Annotated in this window: 19 protein-coding genes; 6 read left to right on the forward strand and 13 right to left on the reverse strand. The window is 69.7% G+C overall.

The features are described from left to right. Positions 1 to 77 precede the first annotated feature (77 nt). The 3 genes from ACIRHA_RS30240 to infA (ACIRHA_RS30250) all read left to right on the forward strand — a co-directional run bounded on the left by ACIRHA_RS30240 (position 78) and on the right by infA (ACIRHA_RS30250) (position 2,740). Entirely contained in the window at positions 78 to 1,523 is a 1,446-nt protein-coding gene (locus ACIRHA_RS30240) for an NAD(P)H-hydrate dehydratase (RefSeq protein ID WP_403852503.1), read from the forward strand. A 177-nt stretch (positions 1,524 to 1,700) separates the two neighbouring features. Beyond that, positions 1,701 to 2,495, forward strand: a complete 795-nt coding sequence (locus tag ACIRHA_RS30245; protein ID WP_403852505.1) for a GNAT family N-acetyltransferase — start codon at positions 1,701 to 1,703, stop codon at positions 2,493 to 2,495. Beyond that, a complete protein-coding gene (infA, locus tag ACIRHA_RS30250) occupies positions 2,492 to 2,740 on the forward strand; it encodes a translation initiation factor IF-1 (protein ID WP_403852508.1) in 249 nt (82 codons plus the stop codon). The genes ACIRHA_RS30245 and infA (ACIRHA_RS30250) overlap by 4 nt, the downstream gene beginning before the upstream one ends. 29 nt (positions 2,741 to 2,769) lie before the next feature. On the opposite strand, the gene ACIRHA_RS30255 is transcribed toward infA (ACIRHA_RS30250), so the two are convergent. Beyond that, positions 2,770 to 3,141 (reverse strand): holo-ACP synthase, encoded by a 372-nt coding sequence (locus tag ACIRHA_RS30255; RefSeq protein ID WP_403852511.1) that lies wholly within the window; start codon positions 3,139 to 3,141, stop codon positions 2,770 to 2,772. A 48-nt stretch (positions 3,142 to 3,189) separates the two neighbouring features. Next, the gene (locus tag ACIRHA_RS30260) at positions 3,190 to 3,435 is read right to left on the reverse strand and encodes a hypothetical protein (RefSeq protein ID WP_403852514.1); all 246 of its coding nucleotides are present in this window, start codon (positions 3,433 to 3,435) and stop codon (positions 3,190 to 3,192) included. Between the two features lie 176 nt (positions 3,436 to 3,611). Between ACIRHA_RS30260 and coaA the strand changes: the two genes are divergently transcribed. Together coaA and ACIRHA_RS30270 are read left to right on the forward strand one after the other, a co-directional pair. Then, positions 3,612 to 4,625, forward strand: a complete 1,014-nt coding sequence (gene coaA, locus ACIRHA_RS30265; protein WP_403852516.1) for a type I pantothenate kinase — start codon at positions 3,612 to 3,614, stop codon at positions 4,623 to 4,625. Between the two features lie 17 nt (positions 4,626 to 4,642). Further along, positions 4,643 to 5,593: a DUF389 domain-containing protein gene (locus ACIRHA_RS30270; RefSeq protein WP_403852518.1), complete on the forward strand. Its 951-nt coding sequence runs from the start codon at positions 4,643 to 4,645 to the stop codon at positions 5,591 to 5,593. Here ACIRHA_RS30270 and glmM read toward each other — a convergent pair. The 3 genes from glmM to rplM form a co-directional block, all read right to left on the reverse strand. Continuing rightward, on the reverse strand, positions 5,590 to 6,948 hold the full coding sequence (glmM, locus tag ACIRHA_RS30275) for a phosphoglucosamine mutase (RefSeq protein ID WP_403852520.1): 1,359 nt from the start codon (positions 6,946 to 6,948) through the stop codon (positions 5,590 to 5,592). The genes ACIRHA_RS30270 and glmM overlap by 4 nt on opposite strands. A 99-nt stretch (positions 6,949 to 7,047) precedes the next feature. Next, positions 7,048 to 7,563 carry a 30S ribosomal protein S9 gene (rpsI, locus tag ACIRHA_RS30280; protein ID WP_327661994.1) on the reverse strand — a complete coding sequence of 172 codons (516 nt, stop codon included), beginning with the start codon at positions 7,561 to 7,563 and terminating at the stop codon, positions 7,048 to 7,050. 44 nt (positions 7,564 to 7,607) lie between these two features. Continuing rightward, complete coding sequence (gene rplM, locus ACIRHA_RS30285) at positions 7,608 to 8,051, reverse strand: 50S ribosomal protein L13 (RefSeq protein ID WP_403852522.1); 444 nt, start codon at positions 8,049 to 8,051, stop codon at positions 7,608 to 7,610. A 357-nt stretch (positions 8,052 to 8,408) separates the two neighbouring features. On the opposite strand from rplM, the gene ACIRHA_RS30290 reads away from it, so the two are divergent. Beyond that, positions 8,409 to 9,257, forward strand: coding sequence for a hypothetical protein (locus ACIRHA_RS30290; protein WP_403852524.1), 849 nt, complete (start codon positions 8,409 to 8,411; stop codon positions 9,255 to 9,257). A 21-nt stretch (positions 9,258 to 9,278) separates the two neighbouring features. On the opposite strand, the gene truA is transcribed toward ACIRHA_RS30290, so the two are convergent. The 8 genes from truA to map all read right to left on the reverse strand — a co-directional run bounded on the left by truA (position 9,279) and on the right by map (position 14,742). Beyond that, a complete protein-coding gene (truA, locus tag ACIRHA_RS30295; RefSeq protein ID WP_403852525.1) occupies positions 9,279 to 10,133 on the reverse strand; it encodes a tRNA pseudouridine(38-40) synthase TruA in 855 nt (284 codons plus the stop codon). An 81-nt stretch (positions 10,134 to 10,214) separates the two neighbouring features. Then, positions 10,215 to 10,712: a 50S ribosomal protein L17 gene (gene rplQ / locus ACIRHA_RS30300; RefSeq protein WP_403852527.1), complete on the reverse strand. Its 498-nt coding sequence runs from the start codon at positions 10,710 to 10,712 to the stop codon at positions 10,215 to 10,217. A gap of 166 nt (positions 10,713 to 10,878) precedes the next feature. Beyond that, positions 10,879 to 11,901 carry a DNA-directed RNA polymerase subunit alpha gene (locus tag ACIRHA_RS30305; RefSeq protein ID WP_003966937.1) on the reverse strand — a complete coding sequence of 341 codons (1,023 nt, stop codon included), beginning with the start codon at positions 11,899 to 11,901 and terminating at the stop codon, positions 10,879 to 10,881. Between the two features lie 120 nt (positions 11,902 to 12,021). Beyond that, a complete protein-coding gene (gene rpsK, locus ACIRHA_RS30310) occupies positions 12,022 to 12,426 on the reverse strand; it encodes a 30S ribosomal protein S11 (RefSeq protein ID WP_003948617.1) in 405 nt (134 codons plus the stop codon). 65 nt (positions 12,427 to 12,491) lie between these two features. Then, positions 12,492 to 12,872: a 30S ribosomal protein S13 gene (rpsM, locus tag ACIRHA_RS30315; RefSeq protein WP_403852529.1), complete on the reverse strand. Its 381-nt coding sequence runs from the start codon at positions 12,870 to 12,872 to the stop codon at positions 12,492 to 12,494. A gap of 208 nt (positions 12,873 to 13,080) precedes the next feature. Continuing rightward, on the reverse strand, positions 13,081 to 13,194 hold the full coding sequence (gene rpmJ / locus ACIRHA_RS30320) for a 50S ribosomal protein L36 (protein ID WP_003974245.1): 114 nt from the start codon (positions 13,192 to 13,194) through the stop codon (positions 13,081 to 13,083). Positions 13,195 to 13,252: 58 nt separating this feature from the next. Continuing rightward, positions 13,253 to 13,474, reverse strand: coding sequence for a translation initiation factor IF-1 (infA, locus tag ACIRHA_RS30325; RefSeq protein ID WP_003948620.1), 222 nt, complete (start codon positions 13,472 to 13,474; stop codon positions 13,253 to 13,255). A gap of 431 nt (positions 13,475 to 13,905) precedes the next feature. Then, positions 13,906 to 14,742: a type I methionyl aminopeptidase gene (gene map / locus ACIRHA_RS30330; protein ID WP_403852531.1), complete on the reverse strand. Its 837-nt coding sequence runs from the start codon at positions 14,740 to 14,742 to the stop codon at positions 13,906 to 13,908. Positions 14,743 to 14,753: the final 11 nt, after the last annotated feature.

The raw sequence follows: 14,753 nt of genomic DNA on the forward strand, positions 1-14,753 counted from the left end.
CCGGGACGGCGAATCACTTCGGCCGGGGCGGCGAATCGCTTCGGCCGGGGCGGCGGCCCTGCGGGACACTCGATGGCATGCGACTCGCTCACGACGTAGAGACGGTCCGATCCGCCGAGCGCGCCCTCATGGCGCGGCTGCCCGAGGGTGCGCTGATGCAACGCGCGGCGGCGGGCCTCGCCACCGCCTGCGCCGACCTGCTCGGCAAGGTGTACGGCTCCCGCGTCGTCCTCCTGGTCGGCAGCGGGGACAACGGGGGCGACGCCCTGTACGCGGGCGCCCGCTTGGCCCGGCGCGGCGCGGGCGTCACGGCGCTGCTGCTCTCCCCGGAGCGCGCGCACGCCTCGGGCCTCGCGGCGCTCCGCGCGGCCGGTGGCACGGCCCTCGACGCGCAGGACGAGCACGCCACGGAACGCGTGGGCCGCGCCGACCTCGTCGTCGACGGCATCGTGGGCATCGGCGGCAAGGGCGGTCTGCGCCCCCGCGCGGCCGAACTGGCCGACGCGGCACGGGGCACCGTCGTGGCCGTCGACCTGCCGAGCGGCGTGGACGCCGACACCGGCGAAGTGCGCGGCGACGCGGTACGGGCGGACGCGACCGTCACCTTCGGAACGTACAAGCCGGGCCTCCTCGTCGACCCGGCGCGGGAGTACGCCGGCGCGCTCCGCCTCGTCGACATCGGCCTCGAACTCACCCCCGACGAAACGTGTCTTGAGGCACTCCAGTACGCGGACGTCGCGGCCCTGCTCCCGGAACCCACCGGCGAGAGCGACAAATACCGGCGCGGCGTCGTCGGCATCGTCGCCGGCTCGGCCCGCTATCCCGGCGCGGCGGTCCTGGCGGTGGCGGGCGCGCTGCACGGCGGCGCGGGTGCCGTCCGGTACGTGGGCCCGGCCGCGGACGCGGTGCTCGCCCGTTTCCCGGAGACGCTCGTCTCGGCCGGGCCGCCGGCGAAGGCGGGCCGGGTCCAGGCGTGGGTGATCGGCCCCGGCCTCGGCGACGACACGTCGGGCCTGCACGACGTCCTGGCCTCGGACGTCCCGGTCCTGATCGACGCGGACGGGCTGCGCCTCGCGGATCCGGCGACGGTCCGCGCCCGCACGGCGCCCACCGTGCTGACCCCGCACGCCGGAGAGGCGGCCGCGCTCCTCGGCGTGACCCGCGACCAGGTGGAGACCGAACGCCTGGCATCCGTACGGGAGTTGGCGGCCCGCTATGCCGCCACGGTCCTCCTGAAGGGCTCGACGACCCTGGTCTCGCCGCCGGACGACAGCCGCCCGGCCCGCGTGAACCCCACCGGCACCCCGTGGCTCGCCACGGCCGGCAGCGGCGACGTCCTCTCCGGCCTGACGGGCTCGCTGCTCGCGGCGGGCCTGCACCCCCTCGACGCGGCCTCGACGGGCGCGTACCTGCACGGCCTGGCGGCCCGGCACGCGGCGCAGGGCGCACCGGTGTCCGCACAGGACGTGGCGGGGGCGCTGCGGAGCGCCTGGCAGGACGTCACGGAAAACCACTTCGGCTGACGCCCGCCCCTTGCTACCGTCGTCGACGACCGTGCAGTCAGAGCTTGGAGGTGAGACCCGTGAACGCAGTCACCCATGGGTGCTCCCTCAGCTCGTCACGGTCCGGCGGCTGACAGCAGGTGTCGCCGGGAGCACCCCGAAGATCTCACGATCGAGGGCCTCCGAAAGGGGACACCGATGACCACACACCGCACTCGCCGCACAGCCCCACCCCCACTCGTCGTCACCCGCGTGGCCGACCACCAATGGCACGCGCTGGAGAACGACGAGGTGATCGGCCGCGGCCACGCCGCGCACCGGCCCGACGGCCGCGTCTTCATCAGCGTCGACGCCTGGCACGACACCGCGTTCGCGGCGCTGGCCGAGACCCTGCTCGCGGACCTGCCGGGCCCGCTGCACACCGTCGTCGACGAGAACGACACCGAACTGACGTCGAAATGGCGGGAGTTCGGCTTCACGGTCGGCCGCGCCGAGTGGGAGTACGAAGTACCCACCGACCCCGCCGTCACCGGGCTCGGGGCGGCGCTCCCGCCCGCGGACGTCGCCGTCGTCCCGTACGGCGCGGCCGACGAGGCGCGGCTGCGCGCCCTCGACCGGACGATCCGGGACGAGGTCGAGGCCGCGGCCGGCTGGCGCACCATGCCCGCGGAGGTGCGGCCGCTGCCACCGGGGGTCACCGTCGTCGATCCCACGAAGTACACCGTGGCCGAGGCCCCGGACGGCGCCTACCTGGGCCTGCTGCGCCTGGCGACGGCCACCCGGCGCCCCCGCATCGGCCTGCTCGCGGTCCGCACCGACGCGCGGCGCCGCGGCATCGCGCGGGCCCTCCTGGCCGACGTACTGAACACCCTGCACCGCTGCGGCGCACAGGCCGCGTCGGCCGAGGTGGACGAGGCGAACGAAGCGGCGAAGGCGCTGTTCGACGGCATCGGCGCGCGGCGCGTGAACCGCGCACTGGAGCTGGCCCGATGAGCGAGACGAGGAGAACCGCGAAGAACACCGGAGGCAGCGGCGTCCACGCCGAGGGCACCGTCGTCGAGTGCCTGCGCAGCGCGATGTTCACGGTGGAGCTCGACAACGGGCACCGGGTGCTCGCGCACGTCAGCGGCAAGATCCGCAAGAACTACATCAAGATCCTGCTGGCGGACCGGGTCCAGGTGGAGATCACTCCGTACGACCTGACCAGGGGCCGCATCGTGTTCCGCTACCGGTCGTAGGGCCTGCCGGTGGTGGCCGAAGGGGCGGTCTACCCCTCGGCCACCACCACCGCGGACGCGACCCCCGCGTCATGGCTCAGCGACACATGGAACCCCCGCACACCCAGCTCCGCCGCCCGCGCGGCCACCGTCCCTGTCACCCGGAGCCGGGGCTGCCCGCTCTCCTCGACCCACACCTCCGCGTCGGTCCAGCGCAGCCCGGCCGGCGCGCCGAGCGCCTTGGCGACGGCCTCCTTCGCCGCGAACCGGGCCGCGAGCGAGGCGATCCCGCGCCGCTCCCCGCTGGGCAGCAGCAGCTCGCCGTCCAGGAAAAGGCGTCCGGCCAGGTTCGGCGTGCGCTCCAGCGACGCCGCGAACCGCTCGATCTCGGCCACGTCGATACCGACCCCGATGATGCTCATGCAGCAGACCTTACGGTCGCCGGGCCGCGCTCCCCCGCCAGGGCGGCCTCAGGCCGTCCGTCCCCTGTCGATCCGGTCCTGCGCGTCCCGCACGAGTTCCAGGTACTCGATCTCCTCGCAGCGCGGCTTGCTGCCGTAGCGGTAGAGGTCGAGGCAGTCGTCCAGATCCTCGGCGATGTCCTCGTCGGGCAGTTCGAGCGCGAGTTCGCTGCAGACGTGACTCGCCCAGTCGTCCATCGCGGAGGCATCCACCGCCTTGCGGCGGACGAAATTCGGCACACGAAGCGCTGCCATCACGGTTCCCCTCCCACCCCGCGAGCAGCCTTGCGTCCCACGGGTGCACGGAATGTATCGCCACCCCCACGTACGGTCCATACCTGTGGCGAACCTGTGACGAACGGGGTTCCCGCATCCCCCGGCGTGACACACCCCACCTGCCGCCGCGGGCCACACTGCCGTAACAATGGACTGTGATCTCTCCGGTCTCCGAGTCCAAGCCACAAGCGACCTCCCGGAGCACCCACCGGCAGAAGCCGGAGGTGACTCCCTACGTCGACCTCACCCGCACCGAATGGAGCGCACTGCGCGACAAGACGCCACTGCCGCTGACAGCGGAAGAGCTGGAGCGACTGCGCGGCCTCGGTGACGTGATCGACCTGGACGAGGTCCGCGACATCTACCTGCCGCTCTCCCGCCTGCTGAATCTGTACGTGGGCGCGACCGACGGCCTGCGCGGGGCGCTCAACACGTTCCTCGGCGAGACGAACAAGAAGGCGGCCCAGTCCGGCACACCCTTCGTCATAGGGGTCGCCGGCTCCGTGGCGGTCGGCAAGTCGACCGTCGCCCGCCTCCTCCAGGCCCTGCTCTCCCGCTGGCCCGAGCACCCGCGCGTCGAGCGGGTCACCACCGACGGGTTCCTGCTTCCCACCAAGGAGCTCGAGGCCCGCGGCCTGATGTCGCGCAAGGGCTTCCCCGAGTCGTACGACCGGCGCGCCCTGACCCGCTTCGTCGCCGACATCAAGGCGGGCAAGGACGAGGTGACCGCCCCGGTCTACTCGCACCTGATCTACGACATCGTGCCCGACGAGAAGCTCGTGGTGCGCCGCCCCGACATCCTCATCGTCGAGGGCATCAACGTGCTGCAGCCTGCCCTGCCCGGCAAGGACGGCCGCACCCGCGTCGGCCTCGCCGACTTCTTCGACTTCAGCGTGTACGTCGACGCGCGCGCCGAGGACATCGAGGCCTGGTACCTCAACCGCTTCCGCAAGCTGCGCGCGACGGCCTTCCAGGACCCGTCCTCGTACTTCAGGAAGTACACGCAGGTCTCCGAGGAGGAGGCCCTGGACTACGCGCGCACCACCTGGCGCACCGTCAACAAGGTCAACCTCCTGGAGAACGTGGCCCCCACCCGCGGCCGCGCGGGACTCGTGATCCGCAAGGGCCCCGACCACAAGGTGCAGCGCCTGCGCCTGCGCAAGCTGTAGCTGCTAGAAAGACCTCCATGCTGCATCTGCGCCTCATCACGCCGTCCGACACCACGGACGACGTGGTGCGTCTGATCGGGAAGACGACCGGCACCACGCACCTGGTGGTGCTCCCGGACGCCGCCCGCGACCCCTCGGGCGATGTCGTCATGTGCGACGTCGCCCGCGAGGCCGGCGACGAACTCATCGGCGGTCTGCGGAAGTTGGGAATCGACCGGTCGGGCTCGATCTCCGTCGAGAACATCGACCTGTCGCTGTCCCTGCGCGCCGACAAGGCCGAGGAGGACGCGCCGGGCGAGGGCGCGGACGCGGTCCTGTGGGAGCAGCTCTCGGACGCCACGCACGAGGAGTCCACGCTCACGATCACGTACGTGGCGTTCCTGGTCATCGCGACGATGATCGCGGCGTGCGGTGTCGTGCTCGACAACGCGATCCTGATCGTGGGCGCCATGGCGGTCGGCCCGGAGTTCGGCCCGCTCGCCGGGTTCTGCACGGCCCTGGTGCGCAAGGCGCCGCGCCTGGCGTGGCGTTCCCTGGTCGCCCTGCTCGTCGGCTTCGCCGTGGCGATGGCGGTGACGGTGGGCTTCAGCTACTTCATGGACGCCGTGAACCTGTTCAGCGAGGGCCAGTTGGAGGCGGACCGGCCGAACACCGGGTTCGTCTACGCGCCCGACTGGTTCTCGTTCGTGGTCGCCGTGCTCGCGGGCGCGGCCGGCACCCTCTCGCTCACCTCGGCGAAGTCCGGCGCCCTGGTGGGCGTCGCCATCTCGGTGACCACGGTCCCGGCGGCGGCGAACGCCGCGGTGGCGCTGAGCTACGGCGACATGAAGCAGACGTGGGGCTCCACCGAGCAGCTCCTGCTGAACCTGCTGGGCATCGTCCTGGCCGGTACGGTCACGCTCCTCGCCCAGAAGTTCTTCTGGGCCAAGCAGCGCGAACGTACCGCCAGGAAACCGGCGGTCGACTAGCCGAGCGCCGACTTCACGACGTCGGCCAGGCGCTCCGCGACGGACCGGGCCTGCGCGATGTCCGCGGCCTCGACCATCACCCGCACCAGCGGCTCCGTACCGGACGAGCGGAGCAACACCCGCCCGGTCGCGCCGAGTTCACGCTCCGCGTCCGCCACGGCCGTCGCGACGTCCTTGGACGTGGTGACGCGGGACTTGTCCACGTCCGGCACGTTGATGAGCACCTGCGGCAGCCGCTCCATGACGCTCGCGAGGTCCTTCAGCGTCCGCCCGGTCTGCGCGACGCGCGCCGCGAGCAGCAGGCCCGTCAGCGTGCCGTCGCCGGTCGTCGCGTGGTCGAGGACGATGACGTGCCCGGACTGCTCGCCGCCGAGCGCGAACCCGTTCTCCTTCATGTTCTCCAGGACGTACCGGTCGCCGACGGCGGTCTGCACGAGGTTGATGCCCTCGCGCTCCATCGCCAGCTTCAGGCCCAGGTTCGACATGACGGTCGCGACCAGCGTGTCGTCGCGCAGCACGCCGCGCGCCTTCATGTCGAGCGCGAGCACCGCCATGATCTGGTCGCCGTCGACCTCGGAGCCGGTGTGGTCCACGGCCAGGCAGCGGTCGGCGTCCCCGTCGTGCGCGATGCCGAAGTCGGCGCCGTGCTCGACGACGGCGGCCTTCAGCAGGTCCAGGTGCGTCGAACCGCACCCGTCGTTGATGTTCAGCCCGTCGGGGTCCGCGCCGATCGTGATGATCTCGGCACCGACGCGGGTGAAGGCCTCCGGAGAGACCCGGGAGGCCGCGCCGTGCGCCTCGTCGAGGACGATCTTCAGGCCCTCGATCCGGTTCGGCAGCACGCCCGCGAGGTGCGCGATGTACTGGTCGAGGCCCTCGCCGTACGACTTCACGCGGCCCACGCCCGCACCCGTCGGGCGGGCCCACGGGGCACCGGTGCTGTGCTCCTCGTAGATCGCCTCGATCCGGTCCTCCAGGGCGTCGTCCAGCTTGTGGCCGCCGCGGGCGAGGAACTTGATGCCGTTGTCCGGCATGGCGTTGTGGCTCGCGGAGAGCATCACGCCGAGGTCCGCGCCGAGCGCGCCCGTCAGGTACGCCACCGCGGGCGTGGGCAGCACGCCCACGCGCAGCACGTCGACTCCGGCGCTGGCCAGGCCCGCGACGACCGCGGCCTCCAGGAACTCGCCCGAGGCGCGCGGATCTCGGCCGACCACGGCCACCGGGCGATGGCCCTCAAAACTGCCTGCCTCGCCCAGAACATGTGCCGCCGCCACCGACAGACCGAGCGCGAGCTCCGCCGTCAGATCCGCGTTGGCGACGCCGCGCACGCCGTCCGTGCCGAAGAGTCGTCCCACCTTGATGTCCTCCGAACCTTCACATCGTCATAAGCCGAACGCCCCGGCGGCACGATACGTGCCGCCGGGGCGAACGGAAGAACAAGCAGGCAGCGGAATTTAGCGCTTGCTGTACTGCGGGGCCTTGCGGGCCTTCTTGAGACCGGCCTTCTTGCGCTCGACCGCACGGTCGTCGCGGCGGAGGTAGCCGGCCTTCTTGAGGGCGCCGCGGTTGTTGTCCACGTCGGCCTCGTTCAGCGCGCGGGCCACGCCGAGGCGCAGGGCGCCGGCCTGACCGGAGACGCCGCCGCCCGAGATGCGGGCGATGACGTCGTAGCGGCCGTCGAGCTCGAGCACCTTGAAGGGCTCGTTGACTTCCTGCTGGTGGACCTTGTTCGGGAAGTAGTCCTCGAGCGTGCGCCCGTTGACCTTCCACTTGCCGGTGCCGGGCACGATGCGAACGCGCGCGATGGCGTTCTTGCGACGGCCCAGGCCGGCGGCCGGCTGCGGGTCACCGAAGCGGGCCGGGTTGGACTCCGAGGTGTACTCGCCCTCGACGGGGGCGTCGGACTCGGTGGTGTAGCTCTCGACGTCGGCGATCTCTTCGACCGGCGTCTCGGCAGTGGTCTCGGCCACGATTCTCCTCAGATTCTTTTCTGTCTTAGGGGGTGTGGCCGGAACTACTGCGCGACCTGGGTGATCTCGAACGGCACCGGCTGCTGGGCAGCGTGCGGGTGCGTGTCGCCCGAGTAGACCTTCAGCTTCGAGAGCATCTGACGGCCGAGCGTGTTCTTGGGGAGCATGCCCTTGATGGCCTTCTCGACGGCCTTCTCCGGGTTCTTCTCCAGGAGCTCGTCGTAACGGACGGAGCGCAGACCACCCGGGTAGCCGGAGTGGCGGTACGCCATCTTCTGGGTCTTCTTGTTGCCGGACAGGTGCACCTTGTCGGCGTTGACGATGACGACGAAGTCGCCCATGTCCATGTGCGGCGCATAGGTCGGCTTGTGCTTGCCACGCAGAAGGGTGGCAGCGGTGGTCGCCAGACGACCCAGGACGATGTCCTGGGCGTCAATGACGTGCCACTGGCGAGAGATGTCGCCGGGCTTGGGGCTGTACGTACGCACGGTCGTATGCCTTCGCTTCTTCAGTGAATGGGGTCCTGACACACGGCACCACTGAAGCGATCATGCAGCTGGGGCTCACAGTGCCGGGGACGCTGCCCGTATGCGAGCCACTGGTAACTGCTCCAGGGAACCTACGTAAGGGCCCTTCGCGTGAGAACGACCAAGCCAATACGTATAACAACTGTCGAGAGTACCCGCGCTGCCCCGTACGGGTCAAAACGCGTGGGCCCCGGTGAATCCGGAGGCCCTGTACTCCACTGTGCCGTGTCCCTTCACGGTAACGCGCGAGAACCCCTCACACCTCCACCACGGGACGAGGGCGATGCCACACCAGGCCGTACCTCTAAGATGCGCCCCATGAGTTTCGGGCAAGGGGGATCCCCGTGGGGGCCCAATGACAACGGGTCGACCCCGGACTGGGCGTCGCTCGCGGAGGCATCAGAGGCACGCGCGCGCAAGAAGCGCTGGATGGTGATCGGCGGCGCGATCGTCGCCACGCTCGCCGTCGGCTCGGCGGTCGCGTGGGGCATCGTCTCGACGAACAGCAGGAACGACGCCGCCAACAAACCGGCCGACCAGCTGCCGAGCACGGCGGACATTCCCAGCGAGGGCAAGTCGGGAGGGCCGTCCTTCGACGCGACGACCCCGCCGCCCCCGCTCGATCCGAACGACTTCATCAACAACGCCGCGAAGGACAGCGCCCCGCTCAGCGCGGACACGCTCTTCCCCGGCAAGAAGCTCACCTTCGGTGACCGCGTCTACACGAAGGGCGCCACGGCCCGCGCGACCGACTGCGCGTCGGCCGCACAGAAGGGTCTTTCCGGGGTGCTGAAGAGCAACGACTGCAACCAGCTGATCCGCGCCACGTACTACAAGGGCAACTCCGCGGTCACCATCGGTGTCGCCGTCTTCAAGACGAAGGCGCAGGCGACGAAGGCCAAGGAGCAGTACGACTTCGACGGCTCGGTCGTCTCGCTGCCCGGCTCCGGGGTGCCCACGTTCTGCCGCACCACGACGTGCCGCTTCACCGCGAACTCCGTGGGCCGCTATACGTACTTCACCAACGGCGGCCGCACCGACGGCCAGGACGCCACGAAGAAGGACACCACGGTGTTCTCCCTCGGCGACGACCTCCAGGAATTCACCTTCCAGCAGATCAAGCGGCGCGGCGAGATCCAGGCCTCCGCGGCCGCGACGTCGGGCTGACCGCCACCCCGGGCGCCGCCCTCAGCAACATCCGGCGCCCGGGAGCGTCCGCTTGTTGCGCGCCTCCTTGTTGCGCGCGGCGAGCAACTCGTCGGCGGGATAGCCGACTTCCTCCAGCGTCAGCCCGTGCGGCCGCACCACGTGCACGGCGGAGTCCCGCACCCCGGCGGCGAGCACCTTCCCGGGCCACTCGGGCCCCCGGTGCCCGTCCCCCACGAACAGCAGCGCCCCCATCAGGGATCGCACCATGTTGTAGCAGAAGGCGTCGGCGCGCACGGTCGCCGTGACGATCCCTTCCTCGTCGCGCACGAGGCTGAGCTCCTGCAGCGTACGAATGGTGGTCGCGCCCTCCCGCCGCTTGCAGTAGGCGGCGAAGTCGTGCTCGCCGAGCAGCCGCTCGGCGGCCTCGTTCATGGCGTCGACGTCCAACGGCCAGTCGTGCCACAGCACATGGCCCCGCAGCAGCGGATCGACGCCGCCCGGATGATCCGTCACCCGGTACGCGTACCGCCGCCAGATCGCCGAGAAACGCGCGTTGAAGCCGCTCGGCGCCTCGGCCACCGACCACACCCGCACATCCTTCGGCAGCCGCCCCGCGAGCCGCTTCAGCAGCTTCTCCCGGTGCTCGCCCCAGACCTCGGCCGGCAGGTCCACGTGCGCGACCTGGCCCCGCGCGTGCACCCCGGCGTCGGTCCGCCCGGCGACCGTCAGGTCGTACGTCCGCTCGGCCCGGGTCACCGTACGGAGCGCGTCCTCGATCTCCCCCTGCACGGTCCGCCGCCCGGAGGCCTGCTTGGCCCAGCCGGAGAAGTCCCTGCCGTCGTAGCTCACATCGAGCCGCAGCCGGACGAACCCGTCCGCCACCTCATCACTCACAACCCACAGTCCCTAGCTAGGAGAAACGGAAAGCGGGCCCGCCCCGGAAGGGCGGACCCGCTCACACACAAGGCGTCAGCCTCAGGCGTCCTTGGACTCCTCGGCGGCGGCCTCGGCCGGCGCCTCGGTGGTCTCGGCGGGAACCTCGGTCTTGGCCTCGGCGTCCTTGGCGGCACGCTTGGTGGCGGCCTCGGCCTCACCGGTGGCCTGCTGCTGGACCGTCAGGGCCTCGACCAGCTCGATGACAGCCATGGGCGCGTTGTCGCCACGACGGTTACCGATCTTGGTGATACGGGTGTAACCACCCGGACGGTTCTCGTAGCGCGGGGCGATCTCGGTGAAGAGCGTGTGGACGACGCTCTTGTCCGTGATGACCTGGAGCACCTGACGGCGGTTGTGAAGGTCGCCCTTCTTCGCCTTGGTGACCAGACGCTCCGCGTACGGACGCACACGACGGGCCTTGGCCTCGGTCGTCGTGATCTTGCCGTGCTCGAAGAGCGACTTCGCGAGGTTCGCGAGAAGCAGCTTCTCGTGCGCGGCGCTGCCGCCCAGACGGGCACCCTTGGTGGGCTTCGGCATGATGTTTCTCCTAGGTGTCTGCCCTGGCCGTACGAGGTACCAGGGTCAGTGTTCGAGCGGGCAGGGTTGCCCGTCGAAGACCCCGGGCCCCTGAAAGGGGCGCGGGGAACTGCGCAACCGCAACCACGGTCCCGCAGCAGCAAACCGTCCGCCGAAGCGGAGCGACTCAGTACTGTTCGGTCTCCACGAACCCGGCGTCCGCGTCGTCGTCGGCGCCGAAGGCGTCGGCGGCGGCGGTCGGGTCGAATCCGGGCGGGCTGTCCTTGAGGGCCAGGCCCATGCCGGCCAGCTTCGCCTTGACCTCGTCGATCGACTTCGCACCGAAGTTGCGGATGTCGAGCAGGTCCGCCTCGGAGCGGGCGACGAGCTCACCCACGGAGTGGATGCCCTCGCGCTTGAGGCAGTTGTACGACCGAACGGTGAGCTCGAGCTCCTCGATCGGCAGCGCCAGATCGGCGGCAAGAGCGGCGTCCGTCGGGGACGGACCCATGTCGATGCCCTCGGCGTCGATGTTCAGCTCGCGGGCGAGACCGAACAGCTCGACCAGCGTCTTACCGGCGGAGGCCATGGCGTCGCGGGGACGCATCGCCTGCTTGGTCTCGACGTCGACGATCAGCTTGTCGAAGTCGGTCCGCTGCTCGACACGCGTGGCCTCGACCTTGTACGTGACCTTGAGAACCGGCGAGTAGATCGAGTCGACCGGGATGCGCCCGATCTCCTGACCGACCTGCTTGTTCTGCACCGCGGAGACGTAACCGCGACCGCGCTCGACGGTCAGCTCCATCTCCAGCTTGCCCTTGCCGTTCAGCGTGGCGAGGACCAGGTCGGGATTGTGCACCTCGACACCGGCCGGGGGCGCGATGTCGGCGGCGGTGACCAGACCCGGACCCTGCTTGCGCAGGTACATCACGACCGGCTCGTCGTGCTCCGAGGAGACGACCAGCTGCTTGATGTTCAGGATGAGGTCGGTGACGTCCTCCTTGACGCCCGGCACGGTGGTGAACTCGTGCAGGACACCGTCGATACGGATGCTGGTGACAGCAGCGCCGGGGATCGACGAGAGGAGGGTGCGGCGGAGGGAGTTGCCGAGGGTGTAGCCGAAGCCCGGCTCCAGCGGCTCGATCACGAACCGGGAGCGGAATTCGTCGACGACCTCTTCGGTCAACGAGGGACGCTGAGCAATCAGCATGAAATGAATCCTTCAGTCATGGGCACCCACTATTTGATGCCCTTGAGTACTGCCAAGGGTACGGGCGATACCGCCCCGAAGAGCCGTACCGCCCGTAAACCTCAAGTCAAGCGACGTGCGTCAGACGCGACGGCGCTTGGGGGGACGGCAGCCGTTGTGCGGCGTCGGCGTGACGTCCTGGATCGAGCCGACCTCGAGGCCGGTCGCCTGCAGGGAGCGGATGGCGGTCTCACGACCGGAACCCGGGCCCTTGACGAAGACGTCGACCTTGCGCATGCCGTGCTCCTGCGCGCGACGGGCAGCCGACTCGGCGGCCATCTGCGCGGCGAACGGCGTGGACTTACGCGAGCCCTTGAAGCCGACGTGGCCGGCGGAGGCCCACGAGATCACGTTGCCGGTCGGGTCCGTGATGGACACGATCGTGTTGTTGAACGTGCTCTTGATGTGCGCGTGGCCGTGAGCGACGTTCTTCTTTTCCTTGCGGCGCACCTTCTTGGCAGCGCCCTGACGACCCTTGGGGGGCATGTCGTTCTCCTACAGGGAGGTGGTCGGTCCTACAGCGAAGACCGCTGATGAGCGTCCGCTGAGGACTACTTCTTGCCCGGCTTCTTCTTACCGGCGATGGCGCGACGCGGGCCCTTGCGGGTACGAGCGTTCGTGCTGGTGCGCTGGCCGTGCACCGGCAGGCCGCGACGGTGGCGCAGACCCTGGTAGCAGCCGATCTCGACCTTGCGGCGGATGTCGGCCTGAATCTCGCGACGGAGGTCACCCTCGGTCTGGAAGTTCTGGTCCACGTACTCGCGGATCTTTACGAGGTCTTCCTCGCTGATGTCGCGAACGCGGATGTTGCGGTCGACACCGATCGCGTCCAGGGTCTCCTGGGCGCGCGTGCGGCCGATGCCGAACACGTAGGTGAGGGCGACCTCAATGCGCTTCTCGCGCGGGAGGTCAACACCTTCAACGCGTGCCATTCATGGCTCCTGTTGATTCTTCGGAGGTCTGTAGCAGAACCACTCCCAGCCGCCGTCCCCTTTGTTCCAAAGGGTTGGTACGAACTGAGTCCTCGGCCTCCGACCGAAGGTGTCGCCACGACGAACCGTCGCCGGCGGGCTCTGCGTATGTACTTGATGTGCTGCGTCGCGCGAGATCTACGAACGAACTGCAGTGAACGGGTCTACGTCAGCCCTGGCGCTGCTTGTGGCGCGGGTTGTCGCAGATCACCATGACCCGACCGTGACGGCGGATCACCCTGCACTTGTCGCAGATCTTCTTGACGCTCGGCTTGACCTTCATGGGTGAGGTTCTCCGGGTCAGTTGCCGGCGGCCCGCCGAAGCGGGACTAGGGCAAGATCTACTTGTACCGGTAGACGATCCGGCCACGCGTGAGGTCGTACGGAGACAGCTCCACCACGACCCGGTCGTCAGGGAGGATACGGATGTAGTGCATGCGCATCTTGCCGCTGATGTGTGCCAGGACCTGGTGGCCGTTCTGGAGCTCGACCTTGAACATGGCGTTCGGCAGAGACTCGACGACAGTGCCCTCGATCTCGATGGCACCTTGCTTCTTGGCCACGCTTCGCCCTTCGAATCGACTACCTTGATCGACTTCCGTGTCCGCATGGAGACATGCGCATACACGAGAGCCGACGAGTCAGTCTACGTCAGTACCCCCGGAAAGACGAATCTCGTGATTCTGCCCCACGAGGAAGATCATTAAGCCCCGCCGCGCCGCCCCGGGCAATCTGCCGCCACCCCCGGCCGCCTTGAGCAATCGCCGCCGCCCCGCCCGCCTTGGGCAATCTGCCGCCGCCCCGGCCGCCTTGGGCAATCGCCGCCGCCCCGCCCGCCTTGGGCAATCTGCCGCCGCCCCGGCCGCCTTGGGCAATCGCCGCCGCCCCGGCCGCCTTGGGCAATCTGCCGCCAGGGGCGGCAGGGTGGGCAAGGCGGCACCCCGTCGCGGGGCAAGCGCAACGTCCAGCCCCACCCCGATGCCGCGCCCCGCGATCAGCCCAGCGGGTCCGGCGCCGCCGTCACACCAAGCTCCGCCAGCTTCGCCTTGCCGCCGTCGGGGGCGGTGAGGACCAGGGGGCCGTCCTCGGTGAGGGCGACGGAGTGCTCCCAGTGGGAGGACCAGGTGCCGTCCGTCGTGATGACGGTCCAGTCGTCGGACAGCGTCTCCGTCCTCGGCGTACCGAGGGAGACCATCGGCTCGATGGCGAGGCAGAAGCCGGGCACCAGCTTCGGACCCTTCCCCCGCCGCCGCTCGACGTAGTTCAGCAGGTGCGGGTCCATGTGCATCTCGGTCCCGATGCCGTGGCCGCCGTAGTCCTCGACGATCCCGTACTTCCCGCCGCCCGGCTTCGGCTGTCGGCGGATGTACGACTCGATGGCACGGGAGATGTCGACCAGCCGGTTACCCGACTTCATCGCGGCGAGCCCGGCCCACATCGACTCCTCGGTGACCCGCGACAGCTCGATCAGCTCCGCGGAGTGCCCGGACCCGACGAAAGCGGTGTACGCGGCGTCACCGTGCCACCCGTCGACGATCGCCCCGCAGTCGATCGAGATGATGTCGCCGTCCTCAAGGACGACCTCTTCGCTCGGGATGCCGTGCACCACGACCTCGTTCTTCGAGGTGCAGATGGTCGCGGGGAACCCCCCGTACCCGAGGAAGTTCGACTTCGCCCCGTGCTCGGCGAGCACCTTGCGGGCGACCTCGTCCAGATCCCTGGTGGTCGCGCCCGGCACGGCCGCCTCACGGGTCGCCGCGTGGATCGCCGCGACGACAAGCCCCGCCTCCCGCATCTTGCGAATCTGGTCGGGGGTCTTGATCTGCACCATGGGGGCCTGCG

Source organism: Streptomyces sp. NPDC102360, assembly GCF_044766085.1.
GTDB lineage: Bacteria > Actinomycetota > Actinomycetes > Streptomycetales > Streptomycetaceae > Streptomyces.